We start from the raw sequence: 15,279 nt of genomic DNA, 5'->3' as shown, positions 1-15,279 counted from the left end.
TTTTCGCCTTTTTATTGGAACTTTCCTCAATAGCGTGAACCCAACGGCGCATGGGGTGTAATGCTTTACACGACATTTTTCCTCGCTCCAGAGGACTAATGCCCGTATAATATGCGCCTCGAAAATCGAGCAAAATGCTGAAAAAAGAAATTATAGGTGGAGAAGAACATGTCCTCTCAAACTCCGGTTGTTACCGTAGATGGACCTAGTGGTGCAGGTAAAGGCACTTTATGTATGTTGCTAGCGAAGAAGTTGGGTTTTCACCTTCTTGATTCTGGTGCAATTTATCGTGTACTTGCACTCGCAGCGATTCACCACGGTGTAGACACTGAGTCAGAAGACGCGCTTGTCCCGCTTGCTACTCACCTAGACGTTCAGTTTGTTGCTGAAGGTGATCTAGTAAAAGTGATTTTAGAAGGCGAAGATGTCTCTGGCGAGCTTCGTAAAGAAGAAACTGGTATGGCGGCGTCTAAAGTGGCAGCACTACCACGCGTTCGTGAGGCGTTGTTACGTCGTCAGCGTGCATTTGAAGCTGCTCCAGGGCTTGTTGCTGATGGTCGTGATATGGGGACCGTTGTATTTACGAAGGCACAAGCGAAAATTTTCCTTGATGCGAGCGCAGAAGAGCGTGCTAATCGTCGCCTTAAACAGTTGCAAGATAAAGGGTTAGATGTTAAATTTGATGACCTTTTAAGCGAGATCCAAGAGCGTGACGATCGAGATCGTAACCGCCCAGTGGCGCCACTACGCCCTGCAGAGGATGCGCTTGTGCTAGATTCTACGTCGATGACTATCGACGAAGTGGTAGAAAAAGCACTACAATATATCGAATCGAAGCTAGCTGAGTAATTACGCTCGGCTAGACTAAGAGCGTTGGTCGCAAGGATGATGACTGGCGAATTTAATAACCCCATGCGGTAGGATACCCGTGGACGTTTAATTTATTGAAGATTAAATAAATGACTGAATCTTTTGCTCAACTCTTTGAAGAGTTTCTAAACGAAACAGAATTCCAACAAGGCAGCATCGTTAAAGGTACTGTAGTAGCTATCGAGAACGGTTACGTTCTTGTTGACGCTGGTCTTAAGTCTGAATCTGCTATCCCTGCTGAACAGTTCAAGAACGCTGCTGGCGAACTTGAAGTTGAAGTTGGTGCTGAAGTAGACGTAGCTCTAGACGCTGTTGAAGATGGTTTCGGTGAAACTCAACTTTCTCGTGAGAAAGCTAAGCGTCACGAAGCTTGGATCGTTCTTGAGAAAGCTTACGAAGAAGCTGAAACTGTTGTTGGTATCATCAACGGTAAAGTTAAAGGCGGTTTCACTGTTGAACTAAACGGTATCCGTGCTTTCCTTCCTGGCTCTCTAGTAGACGTACGTCCAATCCGTGACACTGCTCACCTAGAAAACAAAGAGCTAGAGTTCAAAGTTATCAAACTTGACCAAAAGCGTAACAACGTAGTGGTTTCACGTCGTGCAGTTATCGAATCTGAGAACAGCGTTGAGCGTGACGAGCTTCTAGAAACTCTACAAGAAGGTTCTGAAGTTAAAGGTATCGTTAAGAACCTTACTGACTACGGTGCGTTCGTTGACCTAGGTGGCGTTGACGGTCTTCTACATATCACAGATATGGCTTGGAAGCGCGTTAAGCACCCATCTGAAATCGTTAACGTTGGTGACGAGATCCAAGTTAAAGTTCTTAAGTTTGACCGTGAGCGTACTCGCGTATCACTAGGTCTTAAGCAACTAGGCGAAGATCCATGGGTAGCAATTGCTAAGCGTTACCCAGAAGGTCACAAACTAACTGGTCGCGTAACTAACCTAACTGACTACGGCTGCTTCGTTGAAATCGAAGAAGGCGTTGAAGGTCTAGTTCACGTTTCAGAAATGGATTGGACTAACAAGAACATCCACCCATCTAAAGTTGTTAATGTTGGCGACGAAGTTGAGGTTATGGTTCTTGAAATCGACGAAGAACGTCGTCGTATCTCTCTAGGTCTGAAACAGTGTAAAGCTAACCCATGGCAGTCATTCGCTGAAGCACAAGCTAAAGGCGACAAAGTTACTGGTAAGATCAAGTCTATCACTGACTTCGGTATCTTCATCGGTCTAGAAGGCGGCATCGACGGTCTAGTTCACCTATCTGACATTTCTTGGAATGTTACTGGTGAAGAAGCGGTACGTGAGTACAAGAAAGGCGACGAGATCTCTGCAGTTGTTCTAGCAGTAGACGCTGAGCGTGAGCGTATCTCTCTAGGCGTTAAGCAAATGGAAAACGACCCATTCAATGCTTACGTTGCTGATACTAAGAAAGGTGTTCTAGTTAACGCTACTGTAACTGCTGTTGACGCTAAAGGCGCTACAGTTGAAATCGCAGAAGGCGTTGAAGGCTACATCCGTGTTTCTGAAGTATCTCGCGATCGCGTAGAAGATGCTTCTCTAATCCTAAGCGCTGGTGATGTTGTTGAAGCGAAGTTCACAGGTGTTGACCGTAAGAACCGCGTAATCAACCTATCTATCAAAGCTAAAGATGAAGCGGACGAGCAAGAAGCAATGGCATCTATCAACAAGCAAGACGAAGCTGCTTTTGGTAATGCAATGGCTGACGCTTTCAAAGCTGCTAAAGGCGAATAATTTACTCGCTTAAGCTAAAAAGGAGCCGCAAGGCTCCTTTTTTATGCTTGCGATAACAGAAGTGGTAATACTAATGTCGATAATCTATTTTAAAAAAAGACATTTTTTGATTGCGCACTTTGCATGATTTTTGACTAGAATTGGTAGCAAGTGTTTGTTGGAATTAGTATTACTTACTATAATGAGTGATAAAGATACTCAAAGAGGGCAACTATGACTAAGTCTGAACTGATTGAAAGACTCTGCGCTGAACAAACACATTTATCAGCGAAAGAGGTAGAGGATGCTGTAAAAGATATTTTGGAGCACATGGCCTCTACACTAGAGAGTGGTGATCGCATTGAGATCCGCGGCTTTGGTAGTTTTTCTCTTCATTACCGTGAACCTCGCGTAGGTCGTAATCCAAAAACGGGTGACAAAGTGGAGCTAGAAGGTAAGTTCGTACCTCACTTTAAACCAGGAAAAGAGCTTCGTGAGCGAGTGAATATGGGTGGCTAAAGCTCTCTTATTAGATTAAAAAAGCGGCATACTCTCGTGTATGCCGCTTTTTTATAACTAGATTATTGGTAATATACATGGTCTGAAGAAACATTTTCCTGCATAATCTTACCTACTTACTCCTCAAAGGGTGATGTAATATGAAAATTATAAAAATCATTGCTGTTTTAGCGCTCTTTTTAATTGCACTGGCTTTAGGTTCTCAAAACCAAGAGATCGTGACCTTCAACTACCTGTTAGCACAAGGTGAGTTCCACTTATCAACCCTTTTGGGCGTGGTGTTTGTGGTTGGCTTTGCTTTGGCATGGGTTATCTTCGCTAGCATCCAGTTCAAGACTCAGCTTCAAGTTCGCCGTCTGAAAAAGAAACTTAAAAAGTATGAGCCCGCTGAAGCAGAAAAACCTGCGAAACCAGCAATAGAAAAACAGGCATAAGGATAAGGCTTAACTTTAATGCTTGAACTACTCTTCTTGTTATTGCCGATAGCGGCCGCCTATGGTTGGTACATGGGGCATCGAAGCGTTCAGCAAGACAAGCAGAAGCAATCTCATCAGATATCCCGTCAATACATGACGGGTCTAAATCTGCTCCTATCTGATCAATCAGATAAGGCGGTTGACCATTTTATTGAATTGCTCCAAGTCGATAACGAAACGATAGACACTCACCTAGCGTTAGGTAACCTTTTCCGTTCTCGTGGCGAGGTTGATCGCGCAATTCGAATTCACCAAAATCTTATTTCTCGTTCTGGTTTGACTCTAGATCAGAAAAATCTAGCACTTCAGCAGCTTGCGAAAGACTACATGGCTTCCGGTTTTTTAGATCGAGCAGAAAAAATCTTTGAGCAATTAGTTGAAGAACCCGACCATCGCGAAAGTGCACTTCAACAGCTTGTCACTATCTACCAACAAACGCGTGAGTGGGATAAAGCGATTCACTACGCCAATCAACTGGCCAAAATGGGCAAGAAGCGTACTCGAATCCGTGCCAACATTGCGCATTTCTGGTGTGAACTGGCGATGCTTGACCAAGCGGATGGCAACACCAGTAAAGCGATTCAACACTTCAAGAGAGCACTATCTGAAGATCCAAAATGTGTGCGTGCTAACATCTCTTTAGGAAGGATTTACCTAGAGTCAGAGGACTACAAGCAGACGATTAAGTACCTCTCCGGTGTCTTAGATCAGGATAAAGATTTCATTAGTGATGTATTACCTACTATCGCAGAGTGTTATCACCACTTAGGGCAAGAAGATGAGCTGGTGGAATTCTTGCGTGCATGTATCGACAAAAAAGCCGGTGTGTCTTCCGAGTTAATGTTAGCGCAAATGGTCGCTCATCATGAGAGTGTCGCGGCTGCGCAAGAACTACTGACTAAACAGTTACTGAAAAACCCAACCATGAAAGGTTTTTACCGCTTGATTGATTATCACATTGCTGAAGCAGAAGATGGTCGAGCGAAGGACAGTTTGTCGACGCTACAAGCGATGGTTGGTGAACAATTAAAAGTAAAACCGCATTACCGATGCCGGAAGTGTGGCTTCTCGACTCATTCCCTTTACTGGCATTGCCCATCTTGTAAAGGGTGGGGGACGATCAAGCCAATCCGCGGATTGGACGGCGAATAGTATTAATGCAGCAGGCAGAATTTTTTGTCTGCTGCATTTTTTTAGAACAAAAAGAAAATAGTTAGGAGATGAAATGATCGACCAAAAAGTTATTGTCGCACTGGATTATGATAACCAAGCTGATGCGCTTGCCTTCGTAGATAGAATTGATCCTGCGTCATGTCGCCTAAAAGTAGGCAAGGAAATGTTTACGCTATTTGGTCCTGATTTCGTACGTGAGCTTCATAAACGGGGTTTCTCTGTATTCCTAGACCTTAAGTTTCACGATATCCCGAATACGTGTTCAAAAGCAGTTCGCGCTGCGGCTGAACTGGGTGTATGGATGGTGAACGTGCACGCGAGTGGTGGTGAGCGCATGATGACAGCATCACGTGAAATTCTTGAACCTTACGGCAAAGACCGCCCACTGCTGATTGGTGTGACAGTGCTTACTAGCATGGAGCAGAGTGATCTCGCAGGTGTCGGCTTAAATATTGCGCCTCAAGAGCAAGTCATTCGTCTTGCGACGCTGACTAAAAACTCTGGCCTTGATGGTGTGGTATGTTCAGCGCAAGAGTCTTCTCTACTTAAAAACGAACTAGGCAAAGAGTTCAAATTGGTGACGCCTGGTATCCGTCCAGCAGGCTCAGAGCAAGGTGACCAACGCCGTATCATGACGCCGGTTGATGCAATCCAAGCGGGGTCAGACTACTTGGTTATTGGTCGTCCTATTACGCAGGCTACGGATCCAGCCGCTGTGCTTAAGTCAATCAACGACAGCCTTGCGAACATGTAAAATTCATCAGAGTTAGCTACGAAAGGTGGAGTGGGAACGCTTCACCTTTTTTGTTTTACAGCTGAAAAAAGGACTGAAAATCCTGCGATTGATATTGTATGAGGACACGATGTGGCTGTTGCCACTACTGGGATCACATTTTACTCACATAAATTGTTGTGATACTCGGAAAGTGCAACCATGTGTTATTGATGGGTTGCGTTACAAATGTGTAACGAATACTATGGTGTGGATGCATTCACTGCGTTGTAAGGTCAGGATGACCTAGTGAAACTCTCTGATATTAATACAGAAGCGAATAGGGACTTGCTTTGTATTAGCGCTTATCATTTCCTTTACTGTGCCTTTGCGCAGTCTCTCTGAGATTCACTTGTTGTTGTTCTATTCGCCTTACTACGTAAACACAACAAGGAAGATACAATGATAAAGACTCTGCCATTTGCAGCACTGGCGACATTGGCTGCGACGAGCTTTCAGCTAAATGCGGCTGAGCTGCCTGCAGATATAGAATGGATTTCGAATAATAACGAACCACTATTTGCTTCAGAAGATGCGGTACGAGGTGGGACTTATCGAACGTATATACAGAGCTTTCCCCAAACATTACGTAGTGTCGGGCCTGATGCAAACTCAGGGCTGCGTCAGTATTTAATGGATGGAACGCCAAAGCTTGCTCAACGCCACCCAAATACAGGTAAATGGATCCCTCAGCTTGCAAAAGAATGGGCGTTCGGTGATGACTATAAAACCGTTTACTTTAAGTTAGATGATACCGCTAAATGGTCGGATGGTGAAAAAATCACCGCTGATGATTACGTGTTTATGATGAAGTACTACACCTCTGACGACATTATCGATCCGTGGTACAACGACTTCTTTGAAAACAGCATAGTGAGCGTTGAGAAAATCGACGACTACACTATCAAAGTAAGCTTAGCCGTTGCGCAAAGTAATGACTCGTTGATGGTGATGATCAATATGCCAAGTAATGGTTTTCAACCTCGTCCAGAGCACTTTTTTGAAGGGGAAAAAGACGAAAACAAAGATGGCATGCCTGACAATTTTGTCCGTAAATTTAACTTCAAAGCGGAACCTACGGCAGCGCCTTACTACATAGATAACGTGAAAAAAGGCAAGAGTGTTACCTTTAAGCATGTCGGTGACGATTGGTGGGGATATAACAACCGTTACTATAAAAATCGTTATAATGTAGACAAAGTACGTATTACTGTTATTCGTGACTTAGACATCGCGATGAAGCACTTTGAAAAAGGTAACCTCGATTACTTTGATATGGTATTACCAAACTTTTGGCATGATAAGACCAATAGTGATGTTTACAAAAATGGCTATGTGCAAAAGTATTGGGGGTTTAATCAGTCTCCACAAGGAGCGGGTGGTTTGTGGATGAATACCGCTCAGCCAATGCTGGATAACCTAGAAGTACGTAAGGGCGTGATGCTCGCAACAGACTATGACGGTATGATTGAAAACATCATGCGCGGTGACTACTCACGTAAGCCACATGGTTTAGGCTTTGGTCATGGTGGTTATGATGACCCAAGTAATACGCCGCCTAAGTTTGATGCCGCAACAGCGATTAAGCACTTTGAAAACGCTGGTTTTGATAAAGTAGGTTCGGATGGCATTCGAGTTAACGATAAGGGCGAACGATTAAGCTTTGCAATTACTTACGGTTACAACTCTCATACCCCACGTATTGCCTACCTAAAAGAGCAGGCAAAACTTGCGGGGCTTGAGTTTACGCTTAACCTTGTTGATGGTTCTTCTGCGTTTAAATTCATTCTGGAGAAAAAGCACCAGTTAGCATTCCTCAATATGGGGTCAGGTGAAATCCCTGCTTATTGGGAGTACTTCCATTCTGCTAATGCGAATAAGCCGCAGACAAACGCACATACTAACTACAGCAGCCCTGAGCTGGATAAGCTGATTGAAGCGTACGACAACGAGTTTGAGCTGCAAAAGCGCTACGACTTATCACGTAAGATTCAAAAATACGTAGGCGATGCGAATGTTATTGTCCCAGGTTACATGGTTCCATACACACGTGATGCACACTGGCGTTGGGTGAAAGTGCCAAAAGAGGGTATGACCAAAAATACGGTAAGCATGTTCCATCCAATGGACATCGGTAACTTCTGGATAGATAAAACGGTGAAGAAAGAGACGCAAAAAGCGATGAAGAGTGGCAAAGCCTTCCCTGAAGTGACCGTGGTTGATGAGCGCTACAAGCTTTAGTCACTAAACGCTAAACGTTAAATAATCCAAAGCCCTGACTCATGAGCATGAGTCAGGGCTTTTTCGTTTCTGTCAGGCAATGTGTCGCTATATATTCTTAGCCATTTGGTCAGTTAGCTGATGTATACCCGTTGACAAAGCATCGACTAAGGCATCGTAGCCCTCATCTTGCAAAGGCACTGAGATACTTACAGGGGCTCTCGTTGTTACTTTGCCATCGGCATTGATCACTCGCCATTCACCTTCAAGTTCAGCATTGCCTTGGTAGCTTCCGTTGAATTTGTTGAGTGTCAGTTGTAGCTTACTCTCGTTGCTTTGAGCGAGCAGGTTATCCACTTCAACGGGCCAATATTGGCTTTGTTTAGCACGCAGTTCATCGATCACGCGTTGAGTAATTTGCTCTGAAATACTGTGCGCCCATAAATTGTGTTTTGCTTGAATGATTTGCATTTCTGAAGTGCGATACACGATGCCACTGTCTGCCAGATAGCTCGCAAGTTCGACGGGATACACAACGAGTTGAGGTCGCTGTGCGATCACGCTATTACTTATCATTACTACATTGGCTTCCGGTAATACATACAAGGCTCCGGTTTCTTCCGGTGCACTGCTACAACCGGCTAGCAGGGCGGAAATCAATAAAAGTCCACGTTTCATTATTTTTGCCCTCTAACTGGGATCGGATCTTTGACGTCATCCTCGCCAAATACCAAAGAGTTTGGCTTTTCATTAAGCTGCTTCAACACTGGTTTGAATTCAGACATGACTTGCTCAAGTTCTTTCAGCGTAGATTCCATTTCACTGTACATGGTTGAGTTGGGGCCGTAGCCATCTAGCGTTTTTTGCAGTTGTTGGAGGCTTTGGCGAATATCTTTCGGAATCTGTTGAGTGTCATTCAAGGTCAGCAATTGGTTTACATTGGCTACCGTTTGCTGGATTGAAGCCAAGGTTTTATCGGTTGTATTCAATGTTGTACTGAGTGAGGAAAGTGCATCTTCTAAAGGTAAGTTGTTTATTTTTTTAAGAAAATCATTGATCTGAATCTGAACCTGAGCAAAGCTGCCGCGTTTAGTCGGAAATACATCAATACCTGAGTATTCACTTGCAGTGTAACTAGATTCATCAGAGTAATAGTCAGCTTCAATGTATAATGCACCAGTCAGCAAGCTGCCAGTTTTTAGCGTGCCGCGCAAGCCCTTGGAAAACTCAGACATTATTTCGCGTTTAAAGTCTTGTAATAAACTTGGATTGAAGTTTTCGTAGATACGTCCTGGCTCAATTCTTACAAGAACGGGAATATTTTTTACGGAAAACTCGTTGTTACTATGTGATAAATCCATCGGGACTTTCATCACCGTACCAATTCTTAAACCACGATATTCTACGGGGGCCTCTGTTTTCAAACCGCGAACGGATTCATCAAACAGCATAACGAAGTCAACGTAATTGCTGTACATGTCTGCACGTACCTGCTTAATATCGTCGTAAAGACGAAAATGCACTAATTCTTTGGTTAAGGGTTTACTGATACTATTTTCAGGAATAATGCTAAAAGTAACCCCCCCTGTTAATATGCTTTCTAAGGAGCCAAATTTTAAGTCGAAACCATTAGCATTAAGCTGTAAATCGACACCGGAATTTAACCAAAACTTTGTCTTAGTTCGAACCAGGTTGTCGTATGGCTGGAGAATAAATAACTGATAATGCGCAAGTTTATCTTTCACGTCGAAGCTGGTTTTTTCTACGCGTCCTACGGTAAAGCCTTTATAAATGACCGGGTCGCCCACGCCGAGTTTTCCCGCCTCGGGATGAGTCAATACCACTCTTAGGCCTTTCGCATCAGGCGGAGCAACAGGAGGCGTATCTAAAATAGTAAATTTTCGTTTCTCTTTGCCGGATTTTCCAGGTTGCAGTTGTATGTAAGCGCCTGAGAGTAGTGTTTCTAATCCGGAAACGCCTTCACGGCCAACCCTTGGTTTAACGACCCAAAATAATGTATCGTCACGTAACATTCGAACTGCGTCACGATCCATCTGCGCCGTGGCAATAATGTGGTCATAATCTTTGCTCAACGTTACTTTGGTAATGGTGCCAACTTTAACGTTCAGCGCTTTAATGTCCGTTTTGCCAACCTCAATCCCTTCAGCGGTTGGAAGCTCTAAGGTAATTTCAGGGCCAGTACTGGTTATATATTGGAATAACATCCACGCCCCCATTGCGAGTGCTAGGATAGGAATAATCCATATCGCAGAAACTTGCTTCTTAGGCTTTATTTGAGCGGTTGCCTGATTATCATCACTCATATTTAGCTTTCTCAGTTAAGTTATTCGTTCGTGGTTTCTGCGTATTATGTTGAGGTAGTTGCCAAAGCAAACGTGAATCAAAAGTCATGGCAGAAAGCATGGTTAAAATGACTACTGCAGCAAATGATAACGCCGCAGGGCCTGGGTAAATCGCCATTAAGTTATGCAGTTGAACTAGCGCAACTAAGATAGCGACAACAAAAATATCGATCATTGACCAACGGCCAATAAACTCGGTCATGCGATAAACTTTAAGGCGCGATATGCTTTCCTCTGGCGGTAAATACTGCGCTTTTTGGGCATTGTAATAGAGCCAAGCTAGCGCCAGCATTTTCGCCATTGGAATAAAAATACTCGCAAAGAAAATCACCATTGCGATGGGATAAGAACCCAGATGCCACAGTAATATTACTCCTTCCATGATGGTTGAACCTACTGACTTGCCCAAGCTGACGGTGTACATCATGGGATACAAATTGGCAGGAATATAGAAAATCACCGAGGCAAACAGCAGCGCCCATGCTTTTTGAAGATTATCACTTGGGTTGTATCTGTGAATCGGGCTTTGGCAACGAATGCACTTTTGGTGCTTTTTATTTTCAATAGGGTTTATTTGGTGGCAAGTATGGCACCCGATGTGGTTGTGGCTGTGGTGAGTGTCCCCTTCTTTGACATTGGCTAATTCAATGACAGGGATGAAGTGCCCCCATAACCAACTCCGGTCTACCATTGAGATGCATTTCACTACGAGTATCGCGTACAAACAGAACGCCCAGAAGGAGTTCCCCATGCCGACTTCGGCCAAGGCAGCGATTTTTACCAAGCTCACTAATACACCAATCAAGAATACATCCACCATCAGCCAAGGCTCGATACGGAAGATAATTCTGCATAGCACTTTCGCCGTACGTTGGCGCTTTCGAGATAATGTGCGTTGGTGTGTTTTCAGTGCTTCTAGATGAAGAAACAGAATAAGGCTGATATAGATGCCGGGCAGGACTAAAACCGTGGCGAGCAAAAGTGCACCGAGTAAAGCATAGTGAAATTCTGCGAGCATTTCTGCTGCATGCATTAAGGTAATCTGTTGCGATAATCCCTGCACGCTAAAAGACATGAATTGGAAAGAAACGCTTAAAACCAGCATAATCAGGCAGGCGATAGATACCGCGATAATGCTCTGATAAGGTTTGGCATTGATCTTGGTTAGCGAGTGCTCGCAGCGAGGGCATTGTGCCTTTTGGCCTTGCTCAATGTCCGGGATACGAACGACTAAGCCGCACTCTTCGCAGGCAATTAATTGACGTGAATTGGGTTGAATGCTCATTCAGTAACTATTTCGGACTTTTATATCTAAGAATACTCCTTTTTTTAAATATGCGCTTGTTTTACATAGCGAGTCTTACAAGCATCTTACTTCTGATGCTTAGAGAGTCGCGTTACATACCAAGGTATCGTGAGGCAGCTTGGGAATATCTTGGCATTTTTTGCTGCTATTAGGCCGTGATACTACCAACAGAAGAACGTCTGACGAGAATCGGCATGAAAAGCTTATGCTCAGGGTGTTTTGGTGCTTGATGATTGGCTAGCAAATTGACCATGGCTTGTTCGCCGCCAGTTTCGTCTGGTTCGCCGTATTCAATATATTCTTCATTTAACAATGCAAGGCGAATGAACTCAAATACCCAAGTTTGAATAGTGGCGATGTATCAAGCTTTTAAAGCAAATAGAACCTAGCTTGAACAAAAAATCCCCAAGCCGAAACTTGGGGATTAAGCACACTGACGTGTTTTGTGTTTATCTCATCAATCGACTATTGAGCTGGTTTGAACGTCACTTTGTAAGCGTATTGATTGTCCGTTAACTGGAATTCCTTGTGTACGCTTGGGCTCCATGAGTCATCACCGCCAACACCCATGTGTTTATGATCTAGGCGTACGTAAATCTTCTCTTCTGCGACCAAATCATTGGTGTGCTTCGCTGCTGCTAAGTGCTGCTGAGCGTACTGGCTCACACTGAACTGGAAGTCGCCTGAGATTTCTAACTCATTCACCTTCAACCATTGCGTGCCACAACGCAAACCGCTGTCGGTTGGGAAAATGTACGGTGTGTGCATTTGCTCAAGCGTTTGTGTGTGCAGGCCAAAACGTGCCGCTGCCAAACGGTCTGGGTAGTTTTCAAATGGGCCTAAACCTCGCCAAGTGATTGGTGCGTTTTGATCATTCAATGGCAGTTCGAATTCCAAACCAATGCGTGGCATTGGTGGCAGGTCATCAGCCAGTTTCACGTCGACAGCCAACGCCATTTCACCGTTATTGCTTAGCGTGTGCGTCCAAGTCGTGATCGCTCGTACTTCACCATTAAAATGGTAAGCGAAGGTCGAGGTCACCTTTACTGCATGCGCCAGGGTTTCACTGTAGCAAGCGACACATTGACGTTCCCACTGGCCGATACCCGCCATGTCCCAACGACACATCCAAGCGTTTGGATCGACGTTGTCGATTTCGCTGACGCCGATGTCGTTATCCAATGGTGCGCGGAAGAAGTTATCTTGTGGTGCAGCAAGTATTTGTGCTTCGCCATTGACATGCCACTCGGTCATCAAGCCAGTTTGGCTATCCCAACGCCATTGATGTTTTTCATCCAAGCTAGAAACCAAAATTGTGCTGTCTTGTTGCGTTAGCATTGGTGCTGGTTGCGCTTCCAACGCTGGCATAGCAAGGCCTGCTGTATTGCGTAGCGCCATTTGCTCAGAAGCGACTACGTGTTCTGCGTCTGCCCAAGGCGTTGCCGCAATCAGAGTAACGTCGGTATTTAAGTGATATTGCGCCTGCGCTTTTGGCGTGAAGTTAAGGGCAATCTCAATACTTGCTTGGCTATCGGCTTCCACGTTAAGTGCGAACGACCCTGTTTGGATGACTTTGCCATCTTCCAATAGTGACCAGTTCAATTGCTCATTATCAGTAACGCGGAACAAGTTTTCGTTCGTCACCAACAGAGTACAAGCGTCTTTGGTTTGCTCTTGCAGTGACACGGTGATCATGCGCTGGCAGTATTTTGCTTCTTCCAACGTTGGATGAACCGTGCGATCTGGGAAGATCAAACCGTTGATGCAGAACTGACGGTCATTGATTTCATCGCCAAAATCGCCGCCGTAAGCCCAGAAGTGTTGGCCGTTTTCATCCCATTGGCTCAAGCCTTGGTCCACCCAATCCCAAATAAAGCCACCTTGTAGGCGAGGGTAATCACGGAACGCTTCCCAGTAGTCATTAAAACTACCCAGACTGTTGCCCATCGCGTGTGCATATTCACACAAAATCAAAGGACGAGTTTCGTTTGGTAGTGACACCCATTTCTTGATTGCCCATTTAGGCACGGCTTCGTCTTCGATGTCGGTATTCACACGTGCGTACATTGGCGCAATGATGTCGGTCGCTGTGGTGTTTGAACCGCCGCCTTCATACTGCACTGGGCGAGAAGGATCGTAGTTTTTAGACCAAGCGTACATGGCATTGTGATTACTGCCGTGACCAGACTCGTTACCTAAAGACCAGATGATGATCGAAGGGTGGTTTTTATCGCGCATCACCATTTGGGTGTAGCGGCTCATGTAAGCGTGCGCCCATTGTGGATCGCTCGATAGGCGGTTCATTGGCTGCATACCGTGAGTTTCGATGTTCGCTTCATCACACACGTACAAACCGTATTGGTCACATAGCTCGTACCAACGAGGGTGGTTCGGGTAGTGCGCGGTACGTACCGCGTTGAAGTTGTATTGCTTCATCAAACAGATGTCACGGATCATGTCTTCTTCCGTCATGACATGACCAAGCTCAGGGTGATGTTCGTGACGGTTAACGCCGCGGATCAGCAAAGGTTTACCATTAAGCTTCAATTGACCATCGGTGATTTCCACTTTACGGAAACCGACTTGATACGCTTCGCTTTCTAAGTGCGTGCCGTTTTCATCCAACAGTGAAACAACTAAGCGGTAAAGGTTCGGTGTTTCCGCCGTCCATTTGTTTGGCTCACGTACGTGCAGAGTTTGGAATACCACGTCATCCCAAGTACCACGTTCGTCAATGCGGCGGTTGTGTGGACGGTCGATGCGTGGCTCTGTCACAGCTTGTTCGCCATCAAATAGCTGAACTTGAACTTGGAAGTTATCTGGCGCAGAAATAGAGGTCACAATCGACAGTGAACCATCGCGGTAGCATGCGTCTAAATCGGGTGTGATGAATACATCTTCAATGCAGTGTTGTGGTTTAGACAACAAAGTCACATCGCGGAAGATACCACTTAGCCACCACATATCTTGGTCTTCTAGGTAACTGCCATCACTCCAACGGATCACCATGACGGCTAAGTTGTTCTCTCCTGCAACAAGGTAAGGCGTTAGGTCGAATTCAGAAGGCAGACGGCTGTCTTGGCTGTAGCCAACCCAAGTACCGTTACACCAGAGGTGGAAAGCCGAGTTCACGCCATCAAAGATGATGCGCTGCGTGTTCGACAAGTCTGCTTCAGAAAGTGACACCGTAGTGCGGTAGCAACCGGTTGGGTTATCGCTAGGGACAAACGGGGGATTCACCTCAAACGGGTACTTCACGTTGGCGTAGATCGGTTTGTCGTAACCTTGCATCTGCCAGTTTGAAGGGACAGTAATCTCGTCCCAGTCTTTGTCATTGAATTGTGACTCGATGAATTCGCCGTCAACTTGCTCTGGCGCATCAAACAGTTTGAATTTCCATTGTCCGTTCAGCGATTGACGCTGGGCTTGAATACCGTCGCGGGCATGGTCAATATAGCTGAAACTGGAAAGAGGGCTGTGAGCCTTAAGACAGTGAATGTTCACTGATTGCGGGTTTTCCCAGTCGCGTCTTTGGATAATTTCTGAAAATGCCTTCATGGTTTTCCTACTTAACTTTTTGTTTCTAATTTTGTTTCGTTACCGTAATAGGTGCAGAAGCGAGCGAGTTTGCATTTCTGTCGTGAAGCGTTCAGGTGTTGTTCTCTGAATTTTTGGCAGCAAAATAAAGGATAATTAAAGGGTTAAAACTCTGCAGTGAGCGGTAGATATTGACGACCGGTGATCACGAATTTCGCACCAAGAGGTGAAAGGGTTTTTATCAACGTCTTTTGTTTCATGAAGTGTCTCCATTTTATTTTTATTTATGGATTTATGCTTTATA

Annotated in this window: 12 protein-coding genes; 7 read left to right on the top strand and 5 right to left on the bottom strand. The window is 44.9% G+C overall.

Annotated features, from left to right (window positions below; translation table 11 throughout):
- The first annotated feature begins 168 nt into the window (after positions 1–168).
- The 7 genes from cmk (at position 169) to AK966_RS04450 (ending at position 7,790) form a co-directional block, all read left to right on the top strand.
- Complete coding sequence (gene cmk, locus AK966_RS04480) at positions 169–849, top strand: (d)CMP kinase (RefSeq protein ID WP_099079553.1); 681 nt, start codon at positions 169–171, stop codon at positions 847–849.
- A 110-nt stretch (positions 850–959) separates the two neighbouring features.
- Positions 960–2,630: a 30S ribosomal protein S1 gene (gene rpsA, locus AK966_RS04475; protein ID WP_099079554.1), complete on the top strand. Its 1,671-nt coding sequence runs from the start codon at positions 960–962 to the stop codon at positions 2,628–2,630.
- Between the two features lie 213 nt (positions 2,631–2,843).
- Positions 2,844–3,128, top strand: coding sequence for an integration host factor subunit beta (gene ihfB / locus AK966_RS04470; protein ID WP_099079555.1), 285 nt, complete (start codon positions 2,844–2,846; stop codon positions 3,126–3,128).
- A 140-nt stretch (positions 3,129–3,268) separates the two neighbouring features.
- Positions 3,269–3,562 (top strand): LapA family protein, encoded by a 294-nt coding sequence (locus AK966_RS04465; RefSeq protein WP_099079556.1) that lies wholly within the window; start codon positions 3,269–3,271, stop codon positions 3,560–3,562.
- A gap of 18 nt (positions 3,563–3,580) precedes the next feature.
- Positions 3,581–4,756, top strand: a complete 1,176-nt coding sequence (gene lapB, locus AK966_RS04460) for a lipopolysaccharide assembly protein LapB (protein ID WP_119463616.1) — start codon at positions 3,581–3,583, stop codon at positions 4,754–4,756.
- A gap of 73 nt (positions 4,757–4,829) precedes the next feature.
- Positions 4,830–5,531, top strand: coding sequence for an orotidine-5'-phosphate decarboxylase (pyrF, locus tag AK966_RS04455; RefSeq protein ID WP_099079558.1), 702 nt, complete (start codon positions 4,830–4,832; stop codon positions 5,529–5,531).
- A 420-nt stretch (positions 5,532–5,951) separates the two neighbouring features.
- Entirely contained in the window at positions 5,952–7,790 is a 1,839-nt protein-coding gene (locus AK966_RS04450; RefSeq protein ID WP_099079559.1) for an extracellular solute-binding protein, read from the top strand.
- A gap of 87 nt (positions 7,791–7,877) precedes the next feature.
- Here AK966_RS04450 and AK966_RS04445 read toward each other — a convergent pair whose 3' ends face one another.
- The 5 genes from AK966_RS04445 to AK966_RS04430 all read right to left on the bottom strand — a co-directional run bounded on the left by AK966_RS04445 (position 7,878) and on the right by AK966_RS04430 (position 14,996).
- Positions 7,878–8,447, bottom strand: coding sequence for a membrane integrity-associated transporter subunit PqiC (locus tag AK966_RS04445; protein ID WP_119463615.1), 570 nt, complete (start codon positions 8,445–8,447; stop codon positions 7,878–7,880).
- Complete coding sequence (gene pqiB / locus AK966_RS04440; RefSeq protein WP_099079561.1) at positions 8,447–10,093, bottom strand: intermembrane transport protein PqiB; 1,647 nt, start codon at positions 10,091–10,093, stop codon at positions 8,447–8,449. Before pqiB ends, AK966_RS04445 begins: the two co-directional genes overlap by 1 nt.
- Positions 10,086–11,417: a paraquat-inducible protein A gene (locus AK966_RS04435; protein WP_119463614.1), complete on the bottom strand. Its 1,332-nt coding sequence runs from the start codon at positions 11,415–11,417 to the stop codon at positions 10,086–10,088. Before AK966_RS04435 ends, pqiB begins: the two co-directional genes overlap by 8 nt.
- Before the next feature lie 169 nt (positions 11,418–11,586).
- Positions 11,587–11,751 carry a hypothetical protein gene (locus tag AK966_RS19880; protein ID WP_182852606.1) on the bottom strand — a complete coding sequence of 55 codons (165 nt, stop codon included), beginning with the start codon at positions 11,749–11,751 and terminating at the stop codon, positions 11,587–11,589.
- Between the two features lie 152 nt (positions 11,752–11,903).
- Entirely contained in the window at positions 11,904–14,996 is a 3,093-nt protein-coding gene (locus AK966_RS04430) for a beta-galactosidase (protein ID WP_119463613.1), read from the bottom strand.
- Between the last annotated feature and the right edge of the window lie 283 nt (positions 14,997–15,279).

This window comes from Vibrio sp. PID23_8 (genome assembly GCF_003584965.1).
Classification (GTDB): Bacteria; Pseudomonadota; Gammaproteobacteria; order Enterobacterales; family Vibrionaceae; genus Vibrio.
Note: the sequence above shows the minus strand (reverse complement) of the source record. Positions and strands in the feature narration are given on the sequence as shown.

Bases quoted from the DNA above. Each gene is read 5' to 3' on its own strand.
- AK966_RS04430 (WP_119463613.1), bottom strand. From the start codon at position 14,996: ATGAAGGCATTTTCAGAAATTATCCAAAGACGCGACTGGGAAAACCCG.
- AK966_RS04445 (WP_119463615.1), bottom strand. From the start codon at position 8,447: ATGAAACGTGGACTTTTATTGATTTCCGCCCTGCTAGCCGGTTGTAGC.
- AK966_RS04450 (WP_099079559.1), top strand. From the start codon at position 5,952: ATGATAAAGACTCTGCCATTTGCAGCACTGGCGACATTGGCTGCGACG.
- AK966_RS04465 (WP_099079556.1), top strand. From the start codon at position 3,269: ATGAAAATTATAAAAATCATTGCTGTTTTAGCGCTCTTTTTAATTGCA.
- pyrF (WP_099079558.1), top strand. From the start codon at position 4,830: ATGATCGACCAAAAAGTTATTGTCGCACTGGATTATGATAACCAAGCT.
- ihfB (WP_099079555.1), top strand. From the start codon at position 2,844: ATGACTAAGTCTGAACTGATTGAAAGACTCTGCGCTGAACAAACACAT.
- cmk (WP_099079553.1), top strand. From the start codon at position 169: ATGTCCTCTCAAACTCCGGTTGTTACCGTAGATGGACCTAGTGGTGCA.
- lapB (WP_119463616.1), top strand. From the start codon at position 3,581: ATGCTTGAACTACTCTTCTTGTTATTGCCGATAGCGGCCGCCTATGGT.
- pqiB (WP_099079561.1), bottom strand. From the start codon at position 10,093: ATGAGTGATGATAATCAGGCAACCGCTCAAATAAAGCCTAAGAAGCAA.
- rpsA (WP_099079554.1), top strand. From the start codon at position 960: ATGACTGAATCTTTTGCTCAACTCTTTGAAGAGTTTCTAAACGAAACA.
- AK966_RS04435 (WP_119463614.1), bottom strand. From the start codon at position 11,417: ATGAGCATTCAACCCAATTCACGTCAATTAATTGCCTGCGAAGAGTGC.